This is a genomic window from Bacteroidales bacterium (genome assembly GCA_035647615.1).
GTDB lineage: Bacteria > Bacteroidota > Bacteroidia > Bacteroidales > 4484-276 > SABY01.
The window spans coordinates 24561-37925 of record DASRND010000001.1 but is presented as its reverse complement, the minus strand read 5'-3'; the positions used below and the strand labels follow the sequence as shown (position 1 = coordinate 37925).

The following is a 13365-nucleotide window of genomic DNA, read 5'->3' as shown; positions in this document are numbered from 1 at the left end:
CTTTGGCGGACGGTTTCCGCTAAAGTCGGGTAGCGAGCACAGCGGTTTTCTTGTAATGATGTACATTGCCGTTTAAATCGAAAACTTCCACATAGATGATGTAAATGCCGATGGGAGCTTTCTGCCGCTGGTCGTCGAGGCCGTCCCACGAAAGCTGGCCGGAAGTGCCCAGCAGCTCATGGTCGGTGAGTTGGCGAATCTTTCGGCCCCGTGCATCGTAAATGGTGATGCTTGCATTGCGACCCGGCTCCTCATAATTGTAATGAATATTCAACACATCGTCGGAGCCATCGTTGTCGGGCGAGAAAATTTCGGGACTCACCGTAATCGGATCATCCGTTACCAGCAACGGGCTAAACTGCGAATTTTGAAGGCCGGGCGTTGCAAACCCCACATCCTGCGCCGCCGAATGCCAGTTGGTGCTGTCGGTTGCCGGCCGGTCGTAATGGATGCGCTCCAAAGAAACGCCATCATAGCTGGCAAGCAACGGATAGTGCATCTTTTCGCGATAAGCAAACCGGTCGATGGTTTCGAAATAAAGCGTGGTGAGCACCACCACTCCCGCATCGTTGCTGTAAGAAGGCAGGCTTGGAAGCTGCAGAAAATTTTCGGGTGCTGATGTGAAATATTGCTGCGCCACCACCTCAGGTTTGGTGGTAAGCACGAGGTATTGTTGTGGAAAAAACAAAAAGCTGGTGGTACTGATATTTTTAGGATTATTAATCGACCCCGTCTTTTTATCCTCGGTGGCCAACATCATTTTTGATAAATCGATAATTTTATCAGATCGGTTGTAAATTTCGACGAAATCGACGCCCACCACAAAGTCATCTTTGGGATTAAACAACACTTCATTAATCACAACATCCTGCGGCGCCACGTCAGCAGGCAAGCCAAATTGTACGGTTTTGGTCTGATCGACGGGATTGCCGGCACAGTCGGAAATATTTCCCGTAAGGGACAAAGTATAAATTGTGGTGGCCGAAAAGGGATTTGCAAATTGCAGGATGACTTTCTGATAATGCGGGAAAGAATGCTGCGCAATTACCGGACGCAGCGCACCCGGCTGAACTTCATACAAATTCGCAGATGCCATCTGTAGGCTGTCCATGGATTCGGAAAAATGCAATATCAATGTAGCCGTGTCGGCAATTTCGATGCGCTGTGCAAAAGGCGGCGTAACATCGGGATTTGCATCGTCCACAGAATTGACAGCGCCGGGCGTACCGCCTTGTTGGCTCGTCGAAGCTGTCCAGTTGTTCTTGCCGCCACAGGCATTGGCAGGATCGATTTGCTCAAGCGACCAGCCGCCGTCTTTTTTGATGGGATCGTTGTACCACGCGTCGCTGTAGGTGATTGCCGATATAACGGCTCCCTGCGGATTCATCAGCACAAGCTGTTGCCCGCTGTTGGTGAGCGCAAAAGAAGAGAAGCCATAAAATGGTCCTGCAAATATTAAATCCGGCGCCGCATCCTTGTGACCCAAAATAAGAAACCCATGGGCAGCAATATTTACATCAACAAAAAGCTTTACGGTTGATCCGATCAACAATTTCCAACCGCTAAGATCGATGTCAAAATCTGTCGTGTTAAACAACTCCAGATATTCCCAATCGGGCAGTCCAACGGGTGGAGAAGGATCGGCCATAATTTCGTTGATCACCACATCATGCGCTGCAGGCGCAAAAATGCTGAAAGCCAACGTGTCGGGTTCCATGACGTTGCCGGAAAGGTCGGCTATATTTTGTATGGTAATAGTGAGCTGCGTGGCGTTGGGGAAATCGCGGTCGAACGTAAGATGCACCAGCGCCGGGTTCGCATCATCGCGTTCAGCAACCAATGGATATCCTATCTGTGGCGAAACGTTGTAATTGGCCTGCGTTTCAGCATCAGCTTCATCAACAGCTTCATCAAAAAGAATGTCCAGCGTATTGCTACCTGTAACCTGCACCTGCAGCACTTTGGGCGGTTGCACATCAATATCGATTGGGCCGGCATACACATCATCAAAATAAAATCGCTTGCTGTTGCTGGCTGTATATTTACACAACACCCCGAGGCTGCGGTTTCCCACAGGAGAAATGCCAACGCCCTGCGCTTCTTGCAGCCACAGGTTTTGCGGTGTGTCTGCTCGTTCGATGCTCCAGTTTCCAGATTCATCCACCCTCACCCGCAGCCACAGATCGAAAGAGTTTGCAATCAATGCTTCGGTACCGCGGCAAATGGAAGTAAGCGCAGAGCCTTCCTGATGGAAAAGTTGGATGGCATCGTTGGTGCCGCTTTCGCCAAATTGTATAAACCACGCCTGTTGTGCTGCAAGCGGATCGACAGCATCGCTTGCAAGATAAAAACGCGCGTAGTTATTGGTGGACGGGCTGAAGGCCAATTTAATCCTGAACCGCCATTCCATAGGTGCCACAGCAACAAAGGCGGTAGTGAGCACAGAGGTATTTTCGCCTTCGCTGTTGAGCTGAAGTATAAAGTCTGCATTTACCACGAAATGATCTGTGTTGCCATGCCAGGGTGGATTTTGGGTAAAATCCCCATCCGAGAAATCATCGAAGACTTGCGCCGTAAGAAAAAGCGGCAGCAACAGCAGGAAAAAGCTTACGAACTTCATGATCACGATTTTTTTGTGCTCCAAAAAGAAAGGGTAAATATATTAATTTTGCCTCACTTCATTAAAAAAACAAAATTGCTAAAGCATCATGAAGATAGCTATTGTAGGCGCTACAGGACTCGTAGGACAAAAAATGTTGGAGATACTCCCGGAGCACAAAATTGCTGTTGATACGATAATTGCCGCCGCCTCGCCGCGATCGGCGGGTCGACAGGTTACCTATGATGGCCACCAGCTTACAGTGCTTAACGTGGAGCAGTGTCTGGCGCAGCGCCCTCATATCGCGCTGTTTTCTGCCGGCGGCGAAGTATCGAAAGCGTGGGCTGAAAGATTTGTGGAAGCGGGTACTTTTGTCATCGACAACTCCTCGGCCTGGCGCATGCACGCTGATGTTCCGCTGGTGGTTCCCGAAATAAACGCGCACACCATCAACCCAAAGACCCGCATTATTGCCAATCCCAACTGTTCCACCATTCAACTGGTGATGGCGCTGGCTCCGCTGCATGCGCACTTTCGCATCCGGCGAGTGGTTGTTTCCACCTATCAGTCAGTAACCGGCTCGGGTCTAAAAGGTATGCAACAACTAACCGACGAAGAAAAAGAAATCGACACCACTGAAAAAGCTTACCTACATCCGATTCATCGCAATGTTTTGCCACATGGCGGCGCTTTCGACGAGTCCGGTTATACTACTGAAGAACAGAAGCTGGTGGATGAAACACGCAAAATTTTGGAGGATGACCAAATGCAAATCACCGCCACGGTGGTGCGTGTTCCGGTGATGGGTGGCCATTCGGAAGCTGTTAATGTGGAGTTTTTTAATGACTTTGATTTGGCGGAAGTACGCCGGATTCTGGAGCAGATGCCTGGCGTGGTAGTTCAGGACAATCCGGCGGAAGCCATTTATCCTATGCCGTTGCTGGCGGAAGGAAAAGATGAAGTTTTCGTCGGGCGTATCCGCCGCGACTTTTCGCAACCTAAAACCCTCAACATATGGGTGGTGAGCGACAATGTGCGCAAAGGAGCTGCTACCAATGCCGTGCAGATAGCCGGATGGCTTATCGAGCAGGGGCTGGTGAAAAATGTTTAATGATTATCAAAACAGAAAAAGTGAAAGTTTATCACGGAATACAAGCTATCGAACCTATTCATAAACCGGTGGTGACCGTCGGCACCTTCGACGGGCTGCACATCGGACACCAGAAAGTGATCGGTGAGCTGGTGCATTCGGCCAGCACCATTGGCGGCAAGAGTGTGGTCATCACATTTTTTCCGCATCCACGCACAGTGCTGCAGCCCGACTACAATCTGCGTCTGATTATCTCACGTAAAGAGAAAATAAAGCTTTTTGAGAAACTGGGCATCGACGTGCTGATTTGCATTGAGTTTACAAAAGAATTTGCCAGGACCTCTTCTGAAGATTTTATTAAAAAATATTTGGTGGAGCCGCTGCATCCTGTCAAGGTCATTATTGGCTACGACCATCATTTTGGCTACGATCGCAAAGGCGATCTTCAATTCACCACTGAAATGGGAGAAAAATATGGCTTTAAAGTAGAACAAATAGCCATGCAACAACTCGACGAGATCGCTGTGAGCAGCACAAAGATTCGTGAGACTATCCGGCGCGGCGACATGAAAACGGCTACAAAATTTCTGGGCTACAACTACTCCATCTCCGGCACAGTGGTGATGGGAAACCAGTTGGGGCGCACGATCGGATTTCCTACTGCCAATATCGAGCCTGACGAACCCGACAAGATTATTCCCGAATACGGAGTTTATGCCGTTCTGCTCGAATGGAAAGGCAAGCTATACAAAGGCATGAGCAACATCGGCATACGGCCTACGCTCAAGGTAAATCAGCTCACCATCGAGGCACATCTTTTTGATTTTGATGAGGATTTGTACGGCGAGAAGGTGACGCTATATTTTCTGGATCATACACGTGTCGAAAAGAAATTTCGCGACCTTGAGCTACTGCGACGCCGCCTGATCATCGACCGGATAAAGGTGAAAAAAATTCTGGGCGACGACAGCGAAAACAATGGCACCGACGATGATACGGTTATTGTGCCTCAAGAATAATCCCGAAAGTTACAACGCCCTCCGTGTAAGCTTTGCTGCGCAGATTCTCGATCTCAACGTGCATTTTGCCGGCTTCATTAATGGTAAGCCCATCACGCAGTACCTTAGTTAACTCGTAATAGCCATCCCCCAAAATCCCAAATGGTTTTTTCGTTTCGTCGCGCAACGTCAGCACATATTCCCGGATGCGCTCTTCACCCGAAGGCAATACCATCACTACATTTAGCGGTAGCTTTTCATCCTTAAAATCATCGTTGTAGCGCACAAATGCCTGTACATTGTATTCGCGTTGTGGTTGATCGATTTGAAAATCGAAATGTAAATAATCAAAGCGCTCCCACACAGCACCATCGAAATTCTTAGCGGCCGAAAGTCTCACCTCATTGCGACAAGCAAAAAAAGCGGTCGTTAAGAGAATGGTAGTAATGAAAAGTAAACGGTTTTTCATGTTATTAAAAATTAGCGTCTTATCAAGAATATCGTTGTATTAATTACAAAAATTTAATAAATCTATTTCATTAGTCCAGCCACTACATTGAGCAGAATGGCAAGAATAATTACCCAGGCCAAAGCTCCAAGGATTGCGATAAAGAAAGAGTTGGTAGATTTGATCTTTATAAAAGGAAACAGGAACACGCGGCCGACAAAACCTTTGCGCTGCACATAATAATTGGCTTCCACACAAAGATTTTCGTGCTTACCCTGTGCACGGAATCGTTTCCACAGATGCTCGGCATACAAGCCGTAAGCGCCGGTTATCATCAAAAACAGGGCGAGCATTCCGGTCATCAATAGCTCAAAGTTTTCGCCTTTGTCCATCCTCTCCGCTAACGGATGAGTTGCAAAAGCATAGGCCGCGACAGCTATGCCTGCCAGAATAAGGAAGTAAAAAATAAATTTCTTCATCTTTGCAAATAATTGAAAAGTGGCAAATTTAACTCTTTTGAAATATGGCCAAAAAAAGCAGGAAATATTATGTGGTTTGGAAAGGTGTAACGCCCGGCATTTACGACAACTGGGAGCAATGCCGTGCGCAGGTGGAAGGTTTTGAAAAAGCCTTCTACAAATCTTTCGACACCGAAGAGGAGGCGAAGTGTGCTTTTGCAGGCAACATGTGGAATTATTTGAAAACCAAAAAGAATACGCCTGCTGCCGAAGAATCGGGCGCCGGACCCGTGTGGGAAAGCCTCTCGGTAGATGCAGCTTGCAGCGGAAACCCCGGCGTAATGGAATATCAGTGCGTGCATACCACAACCAAAAAACAGATTTTCCATCAGGGGCCTTTCCCTGATGCCACCAACAACATCGGCGAGTTTCTGGCACTGGTGCACGTGCTGGCCATGCTTCATAAAAGAAAACAGAAAATCCCTGTTTACTCCGATTCCCGCACTGCCATGGCGTGGGTACGCAACAAAAAAACAAAAACCCTTCTGAAACCTACCTCGCGCAACGCAGAGGTTTTTGAACTGATAACGCGAGCCGAAAATTGGCTGAATAACAATACTGTGGATATCCCCATCCTGAAATGGAACACCGAAAAATGGGGCGAGATACCCGCAGATTTTGGGAGGAAAGGGTGAGAGGAGGAAATTAATATTTTGGATTGGTAATTCGGTATTCACCGTAAGTCATAACTTTTGGTGAACGAATTCACCGTAGGTCATATTTATTCGTGAATTCGGCTCTATTAAGAGGCCATCATTCCCATGCATCATCACAAAAAAAACCGGTTCATGCAGCACGAACCGGTTTTCAACTATCAAAATGAAAACACATTTCTACATAAGGTAGCTGAGCAGGATACCAGCAGCTACTGCCGAACCGATAACGCCAGAAACGTTGGGAGCCATAGCGTGCATCAGCAGGTGATTTTTGGGATCGGCCTTTAGACCTTCCATTTGAACCACACGGGCACTGGCGGGCACAGCCGAAACCCCGGCAGCACCAATCAGTGGGTTGATCTTGTTCTCGTCGCTAAGGAAAAGGTTCATCACTTTAGCAAACAGCACTCCGCCGGCGGTAGCTATCATAAAAGAAATAGCCCCTAGTATAAAAATAAGGATGGACTCAGGTGTGAGGAAAATATCGGCTTGTGTGGAAGCGCCAACGGTTATGCCAAGCACAATGGTAACGATGTCGATGAGCGATGTGCGGGCGGTTTCGGCCAGGCGCTTGGTAACACCGCTTTCTTTGAGCAGGTTGCCAAAGAAGAGCATTCCCAACAATGGCAATGCACTTGGCGAAATAAATGTTGTTAACAGCAATCCGATGATCGGGAAAAGTATTTTTTCGAGCTGGGAAACGGCACGTGGCGACTTCATCTTAATTCTCCGTTCATTTTTGGAAGTGAGCAAACGCATAATCGGAGGCTGAATTACCGGCACCAAAGCCATGTACGAATAGGCTGCGATGGCGATAGGACCAATGAGGTTTTTGACAACCTCACCGTTCTCAAGGATATTGATACCATTTGCCAGTTTGGATGAAAGGAAGATGGCCGTCGGGCCGTCGGCGCCACCAATGATTCCGATAGCACCCGCTTCGGAAGGATGAAACCCCAGAATAAGTGCGCCAAGAAATGTAGCGAAAATACCCACCTGAGCAGCAGCTCCCAAAAGCATGAGCTTAGGATTGGAGATAAGCGACGAAAAATCGGTCATAGCACCAATGCCCAGAAAGATCAGCGGCGGATAAACACCGGCGGTAACGCCAAAATATAGATAATTCAACACGCTGCCCGACTCATAAATGCCGATCTCCAGCCCGGCATTGAGCATAAAGGGAATGTTTCCGATGAGAATACCAGTGCCAATAGGAATCAAAAGCAGTGGCTCGAAATTGTGACGGATGGCAAGGAAGATAAAAAACAACCCAAACACCAGCATAATCAAGTGGCCGGGGGTAACGTTGGCAAAACCTGTATACTTTAAAAAGTTCATTACGCCGCCGACAGCTGCGTTAAGGCCATCGTGTCCGCTGTCAATAACTACGGGTGCCGGTTGCGAAAGTTCGGTAGTATCTGTTTGCGTATCAGTAAAAGCAGTTTTGGGAAATGCTATCGATATGGTTGCAATAATTGCAAGAACCCCAAAAATGGTAAGAAGTCTTTTCATCGCTGTGCTTGATTTTTGTCTTTTAATAAATTAGAAAATAAGCGGTAATGACTCATCATTAAGCTATTTCCATAATCTTGGCATCCTGCAGCACGGTATCACCCGGTTGTATTAATATATTTTGAATGATGCCGTCTTTTTCGGCTGCAACGATATTTTCCATTTTCATGGCTTCGTACATCACCAGCTTATCACCAAGTTTTACCGCGTCGCCATTTTTCACAAATACCTGCACGATGTTGCCAGGTAGCGGAATTTTCACAACGTGACCTGCGGTCGTTGTAATGGTCTTTTTAATTTTGCTATCCTGCCGGCGGGCTTGTACTTCCTGACGCACCAGCTTAGGTGTTTTGGGCTGTTTGTAGGTTCGTTGCACTTCCACATCGTAAGTGGTCCCATTTACGTCAACATGTGCGTGATCCTCTTCGAATTTCAGGATTTCGACATTGTAGTCGTGACCTTTTATTTTAAACTTAAATTTTTTCATCTTTTATTATATTCTTACAAAAGGATTGGTAGCATAAATTTTCGAACTCCAGGGCGAATATTGTTTGGCTACGCGGCGGATGGTGATGACATCGCTCTCTTCGTCGTGCAGCTCGTTGATGTTCATGTAAAGTGCCAGGGTGATGGCTGCTGTAACGTCGCCTTCGGTATCGGCTATTTCGCAGTCATCACAATTACCTTGTTTTTTCATCCGGCGACGAACGTCAAACGCAATAATTTTCGGGATAAATTTATAGGCAAAAGACAGTAACACCAATACCGAAAACACAATGACATATCCTACTATCGCTACCGAAGCAGCGAAAGCATCGATGGTTGAAAAATCTATTGTGACTGCATTAATTATCATAGTAATCAAGGTTTTGATAGGTAATTACAATGGGATATTGCTGTGCTTTTTGGGAGGAAGCGTTTCTTTTTTGTTTGCCAAAACCTGTAATGCTCGGATGATGCGGAACCGGGTGTTGCGTGGTTCAATCACATCATCGATGTAGCCATAACGGGCAGCTTCGTATGGGTTGGCAAATTTTTCGCGATACTCATCCTCTTTTGTAGCAGCATATTTTGCGGCCTCATCGGGGTCTTTTATATCTCGGATTTTGCGACCTTCGAGTACCTCCACAGCGCCCGCGGCACCCATCACGGCAATTTCTGCCGAAGGCCAGGCGTAGTTGATGTCGGCGCGCAATTGTTTGCTACCCATTACGTCGTGGGCGCCGCCATAAGATTTACGAAGGGTAATGGTAATTTTTGGAACGGTGGCTTCGCCATAGGCAAACATCAGCTTTGCACCGTGAACGATGATACCACCATATTCCTGGCCGCTGCCCGGCAAAAATCCCGGAACGTCGACCAGGGTAATAATAGGAACATTGAATGAGTCGCATAGCCTGACAAAACGTGCAGCTTTACGCGAGGCATCGATATCCAGAACACCAGCCAGATAGTTTGGCTGATTGGCTACAATACCCACCGGCTGACCGTCGAACTTGGCAAAGCCTACCACAATATTTTTAGCAAAATGACGGTGGAACTCCAAAAATTCGCTGTCGTCAACGATGGTGTAGATAATGTCTTTGACGTCGTAAGGCGTGTTAGCGCTGTCGGGGATAACATCGTTAAGCTTGTCATCTTTGCGATCTATCGGGTCGTGGCACTCTGTTACGATAGGTTCCTCCAGATTGTTCTGCGGCAGATACTCCAGGGTTTTGCGTATCAGCATCATTCCCTCTTCTTCGTCGTCGGCTCTGAAATGTGCCACACCTGATTTGGTAGCATGCACGGTAGCGCCGCCCAAATCTTCTTCGGTAATGGTTTCACCGGTAACGGTCTTGGCCACTTTGGGACCAGTTACAAACATGTAGCTGGTTTTGTCGCTCATGATGATGCAGTCGGTGAGTGCCGGAGAATAAACAGCTCCGCCGGCACATGGGCCGAAGATGGCAGAAATCTGTGGAATAACTCCCGAAGCCATAATATTGCGCTGAAAGATTTCGGCATAACCTGCCAGACTGCGCACGCCCTCCTGAATACGGGCTCCACCCGAGTCGTTGATGCCGATGAGGGGAGCTCCCACTTTCATGGCCTGATCCATCACCTTGCAGATTTTCTGTGCAAAGGTTTCTGACAATGAGCCACCAAATACAGTAAAGTCCTGTGAGAAAATAAACACGATGCGCCCGTCAATGGTACCGTGACCGGTGATGACGCCATCGGACAGAAAAACCTTATCGGCCATGCCGAAGTCGGTGGTACGATGGGTTACAAACATATCGTATTCCTCGAAGCTGCCTTCGTCTAGGAGCATCTCGATGCGCTCGCGTGCAGTATATTTTCCTTTCGCATGCTGGGCTTCGACACGTCTTTCTCCGCCGGCTTCTCGTGCTTTTATGCGCAAGTCGATGAGCTGCTGCAATTTATCCTGATTATTCACAATTTACTTATTTTGTTTTGTAATGATTTCTTAACTCCGTGTGGATTGGCTCAAAGGTTTATTTACCACAAAATTCGGTGAGAACACCGTATGTTGATTTGGGATGCAGAAACCCGATGCGCATACCTTCGGCACCTTTGCGCGGCTGCTTGTCGATGAGGCGAATACCTTTTTCCTCGGCTTGTTTTAATGCTTCATCCACATCGTCCATGGCAAAAGCCAGATGATGAACACCGGGGCCTTTATTGGCAATGAACTTACCGATGGGACCTTCCGGGTCGGTGGATTCGAGCAACTCTATTTTTGTTTGTCCTACCTGGAAAAAAGCGGTCTTAACTTTTTGATCGGCAACTTCTTCCACGGCATAGCACTTCAGCCCCAAAACATTTTCATAATAAGGAATGCTTTCTTCGAGGCTGTTGACGGCAATTCCTATGTGTTCGATATGAGTAGGTTTCATAATAATGAATTATAGTGATCGATAAGATGTTAATTTTACACAAAAGTATTGTTATTTAGCGTCTTAAACCGTGCGGTTTCCTATCTGAAAGGTAATGTAGGTTTGGCTGGCTAAACAAATAAAAACAGAGGTTTCCAGCAAATTCATGTGAAAATTCCTCTAACCACAAATTCATGTGAATTATGCTAATCAACACGAAAAAAGTATCAAGAAACTTTCCTCTACATCTCTCCGCCGCATCAGTTTATACTTTGTTTTACTAAATCTTTTTATTCAAATGCATTGATGCCGGTAATGTCCGCGCCGGTGATGAGCAGATGGATGTCGTGGGTTCCTTCGTAGGTAATCACCGATTCGAGATTCATCATGTGGCGCATGATGGGAAAATCGCCGGTGATGCCCATTGCTCCAAGCACCTGACGTGCCTCTCGTGCCACATTCAGTGCCATCTGCACATTGTTGCGTTTGGCCATCGATATCTGTGCGGGGGTGGCGCGTCCATCGTTGCGCAGCACTCCGAGCCGCCATGCCAGCAGTTGTGCATGCGTGATTTCTGTGACCATCTCGGCAAGCTTTTTCTGCTGTAGCTGGAAGCTGGCCAGCGGACGCCCAAACTGCATGCGCTCCTTAGCATAATGCAACGCCGTATTGTAACAATCGGCTGCGGCTCCTATAGCGCCCCAGGCAATGCCGTAGCGCGCAGAGTTGAGGCACATCAGAGGCCCCTTCAAACCGCGGATATCCGGAAACATGTTTTCTTTGGGAATCTTCACCTCATCAAACACCAGCTCACCTGTCACCGAGGCACGCAACGACCATTTGTTGTGGGTTTCCGGCGCCGAGAAGCCTGGACTTGTTTTTTCGACAATCGCACCACGCACCACCCCTTTTTCGTCTTTTGCCCATATAACGGCAATGTCGGCAATGGGGCTGTTGGTGATCCACATTTTGGCTCCATTTAAAACATAGTGATCGCCGGCATCGCGCAGAGTTGTCTCCATTCTGCCGGGGTCAGAGCCGTGGTTGGGTTCGGTGAGGCCAAAACAGCCGATGAGTTCGCCAGTGGCAAGTCGGGGCAGAAAACGCCGCTTTTGTTCTTCGTTGCCAAAGGCAAAAATGGGATACATCACCAGCGACGATTGTACCGAGGCGGTGGACCGGATGGCCGAATCGCCACGCTCCAGCTCCGTCATGATCAAACCATAGGAGATATAATCGAGCCCAGCACCACCATACGCCTCAGGAATGAAAGAGCCAAAGACGCCCAACGCTCCCAGCTCTTTAAAAATATGGGCGGGAAAAGTATGCTGCTGCGCTGCCTGATCGATGATGGGGACAATGGAACGGGTAACGTAATCGCGGATGGACGAACGGACGATCTTGTGTTCGTCGCTCAGCAGTTCGTCGATACCAAAATAATCGGGGGGGGTGTAAGGATAAGCCATTTGTTTTTGTTGATTTATTCGTTGTTAATCTGTTGCTTGCCTTCTCAACGGGGCGTAGTAAAAGCTTGTTTTGTTGGATATTAAAACTTCTTGTCAGTTTTTCACCAACTTTATAAACAGGCCATATTAGTGCCGGGAAAAAAATTGTGATCAGAACATCAAATCCATCATTTCGGGCGGATCGGCCCATACGGCTTTGTATTTTTTTATCACCAGCGGCCGCTTGATGAGTTTGGGATTTTCGCTCAGGATCTGAATCCACTCATCGTCGGTGAAATCTTTTCCGCGAAAGCGTGTTTTGTAATCGGCTTCATGGGTACGGATAATCTCCTTTGGCCTCAAGTTGAGTTTCATCAGCACATCTCGCAGCTCTTCCACCGGAATTCCGGTTTTCATGTATTCCTTAATCTGGTAGGGTTCGCCTTTGCTTTGGAGCCTGGCAAGCCCTGCACGCGATTTGCGGCAGCGCGGATTATGATAGATGGTGATCACACTTGGGTTATTCATGTCAAAGGCATTTTTATTATCCAATTTGCAGTTTATCTTTGTCAGATCTTTTTTATGCAGGTTTACAAAGTAAGACGAAAAAAATCATTCGGCCAACTATTCATCAAAAAGAATCCTGGCCAATAAAGAATTATTATGATACACCAAGTGACGATAAAAGGATACCACGAGTTTGATGCAAAGGAGCTCTATGCCATTGTGCGCCACGTGCATCTCACCACCGATTTTATGAGCGACGACTTCGACCGGAAGTTTGCCGATGTCCAGGCTTTCGCCAAATATCACCAGGACTTGCTGCGCATTTACGGTTCGATGATGCTAATAGCGATGAGCGGCAGCCGTCCGGTGGGATATCTCACCATAGAAGCCAATACTGCCATCCGGCTGCGGCACACAGCCAGGCTTACCATGGGCATTGTGGAGGGTTACCGAAAGCAAGGCATCGGACGGCAATTGCTGCAAGCCGCCCTGGAACGCATTAAAGAAACCAAAGCTATCGAGATACTTTACCTGATGGTGCGTGCCGATCATGTGGCAGCCATCCGCCTCTACGAATCGCTTGACTTTGAAACCCTCGCCCGACTGGAACGCGACACCAAAATCGGCTCAGACTATTACGATGGAATACTGATGCGGAAAATTGTTTAGCGTATGGCAAATGTCGGGCGTAAACGTTCGGGCTGTAGTAAATA

General features: G+C 47.6%; 14 protein-coding genes. 4 read left to right on the top strand and 10 right to left on the bottom strand.

Going from position 1 to position 13365, the window contains the following annotated elements; translation table 11 throughout:
• Positions 1–19: 19 nt before the first annotated feature.
• Entirely contained in the window at positions 20–2620 is a 2601-nt protein-coding gene (locus VFC92_00150; GenBank protein ID HZK06586.1) for a lamin tail domain-containing protein, read from the bottom strand.
• Between the two features lie 88 nt (positions 2621–2708).
• Between VFC92_00150 and VFC92_00145 the strand changes: the two genes are divergently transcribed.
• Entirely contained in the window at positions 2709–3710 is a 1002-nt protein-coding gene (locus VFC92_00145; GenBank protein HZK06585.1) for an aspartate-semialdehyde dehydrogenase, read from the top strand.
• A complete protein-coding gene (locus VFC92_00140; GenBank protein HZK06584.1) occupies positions 3710–4708 on the top strand; it encodes a bifunctional riboflavin kinase/FAD synthetase in 999 nt (332 codons plus the stop codon). Before VFC92_00145 ends, VFC92_00140 begins: the two co-directional genes overlap by 1 nt.
• On the opposite strand, the gene VFC92_00135 is transcribed toward VFC92_00140, so the two are convergent.
• A complete protein-coding gene (locus tag VFC92_00135) occupies positions 4689–5156 on the bottom strand; it encodes a hypothetical protein (GenBank protein HZK06583.1) in 468 nt (155 codons plus the stop codon). The two genes, VFC92_00140 and VFC92_00135, sit on opposite strands and share 20 nt — an antisense overlap.
• 62 nt (positions 5157–5218) lie before the next feature.
• Positions 5219–5614: a hypothetical protein gene (locus VFC92_00130; protein HZK06582.1), complete on the bottom strand. Its 396-nt coding sequence runs from the start codon at positions 5612–5614 to the stop codon at positions 5219–5221.
• A gap of 44 nt (positions 5615–5658) precedes the next feature.
• On the opposite strand from VFC92_00130, the gene VFC92_00125 reads away from it, so the two are divergent.
• Entirely contained in the window at positions 5659–6288 is a 630-nt protein-coding gene (locus tag VFC92_00125; protein HZK06581.1) for a ribonuclease H family protein, read from the top strand.
• 198 nt (positions 6289–6486) lie between these two features.
• Here the strand turns inward: VFC92_00125 and VFC92_00120 are convergent, their stop codons facing one another.
• From VFC92_00120 to VFC92_00090, 7 genes are all read right to left on the bottom strand, one after another.
• Complete coding sequence (locus tag VFC92_00120) at positions 6487–7647, bottom strand: sodium ion-translocating decarboxylase subunit beta (GenBank protein HZK06580.1); 1161 nt, start codon at positions 7645–7647, stop codon at positions 6487–6489.
• A gap of 232 nt (positions 7648–7879) precedes the next feature.
• The gene (locus VFC92_00115) at positions 7880–8308 is read right to left on the bottom strand and encodes a biotin/lipoyl-containing protein (protein ID HZK06579.1); all 429 of its coding nucleotides are present in this window, start codon (positions 8306–8308) and stop codon (positions 7880–7882) included.
• Between the two features lie 6 nt (positions 8309–8314).
• Complete coding sequence (locus VFC92_00110; protein HZK06578.1) at positions 8315–8677, bottom strand: OadG family protein; 363 nt, start codon at positions 8675–8677, stop codon at positions 8315–8317.
• Positions 8678–8701: 24 nt separating this feature from the next.
• Positions 8702–10264 carry an acyl-CoA carboxylase subunit beta gene (locus VFC92_00105; GenBank protein HZK06577.1) on the bottom strand — a complete coding sequence of 521 codons (1563 nt, stop codon included), beginning with the start codon at positions 10262–10264 and terminating at the stop codon, positions 8702–8704.
• Positions 10265–10319: 55 nt separating this feature from the next.
• Complete coding sequence (mce, locus tag VFC92_00100) at positions 10320–10721, bottom strand: methylmalonyl-CoA epimerase (protein HZK06576.1); 402 nt, start codon at positions 10719–10721, stop codon at positions 10320–10322.
• Between the two features lie 269 nt (positions 10722–10990).
• The gene (locus tag VFC92_00095; GenBank protein ID HZK06575.1) at positions 10991–12166 is read right to left on the bottom strand and encodes an acyl-CoA dehydrogenase family protein; all 1176 of its coding nucleotides are present in this window, start codon (positions 12164–12166) and stop codon (positions 10991–10993) included.
• A gap of 150 nt (positions 12167–12316) precedes the next feature.
• The gene (locus VFC92_00090) at positions 12317–12673 is read right to left on the bottom strand and encodes an arsenate reductase family protein (GenBank protein HZK06574.1); all 357 of its coding nucleotides are present in this window, start codon (positions 12671–12673) and stop codon (positions 12317–12319) included.
• Between the two features lie 135 nt (positions 12674–12808).
• Here VFC92_00090 and VFC92_00085 point away from each other — a divergent pair, with 135 nt between their 5' ends.
• Positions 12809–13321, top strand: a complete 513-nt coding sequence (locus VFC92_00085; GenBank protein ID HZK06573.1) for a GNAT family N-acetyltransferase — start codon at positions 12809–12811, stop codon at positions 13319–13321.
• Positions 13322–13365 lie beyond the last annotated feature (44 nt).

What these genes read in the sequence shown, in the direction of transcription:
- VFC92_00150 (HZK06586.1), bottom strand. Translation starts at nt 2,620, where the DNA reads ATGAAGTTCGTAAGCTTTTTCCTGCTGTTGCTGCCGCTTTTTCTTACG.
- VFC92_00145 (HZK06585.1), top strand. Translation starts at nt 2,709, where the DNA reads ATGAAGATAGCTATTGTAGGCGCTACAGGACTCGTAGGACAAAAAATG.
- VFC92_00140 (HZK06584.1), top strand. Translation starts at nt 3,710, where the DNA reads ATGATTATCAAAACAGAAAAAGTGAAAGTTTATCACGGAATACAAGCT.
- VFC92_00135 (HZK06583.1), bottom strand. Translation starts at nt 5,156, where the DNA reads ATGAAAAACCGTTTACTTTTCATTACTACCATTCTCTTAACGACCGCT.
- VFC92_00130 (HZK06582.1), bottom strand. Translation starts at nt 5,614, where the DNA reads ATGAAGAAATTTATTTTTTACTTCCTTATTCTGGCAGGCATAGCTGTC.
- VFC92_00125 (HZK06581.1), top strand. Translation starts at nt 5,659, where the DNA reads ATGGCCAAAAAAAGCAGGAAATATTATGTGGTTTGGAAAGGTGTAACG.
- VFC92_00120 (HZK06580.1), bottom strand. Translation starts at nt 7,647, where the DNA reads ATGAACTTTTTAAAGTATACAGGTTTTGCCAACGTTACCCCCGGCCAC.
- VFC92_00115 (HZK06579.1), bottom strand. Translation starts at nt 8,308, where the DNA reads ATGAAAAAATTTAAGTTTAAAATAAAAGGTCACGACTACAATGTCGAA.
- VFC92_00110 (HZK06578.1), bottom strand. Translation starts at nt 8,677, where the DNA reads ATGATAATTAATGCAGTCACAATAGATTTTTCAACCATCGATGCTTTC.
- mce (HZK06576.1), bottom strand. Translation starts at nt 10,721, where the DNA reads ATGAAACCTACTCATATCGAACACATAGGAATTGCCGTCAACAGCCTC.
- VFC92_00095 (HZK06575.1), bottom strand. Translation starts at nt 12,166, where the DNA reads ATGGCTTATCCTTACACCCCCCCCGATTATTTTGGTATCGACGAACTG.
- VFC92_00090 (HZK06574.1), bottom strand. Translation starts at nt 12,673, where the DNA reads ATGAATAACCCAAGTGTGATCACCATCTATCATAATCCGCGCTGCCGC.
- VFC92_00085 (HZK06573.1), top strand. Translation starts at nt 12,809, where the DNA reads ATGATACACCAAGTGACGATAAAAGGATACCACGAGTTTGATGCAAAG.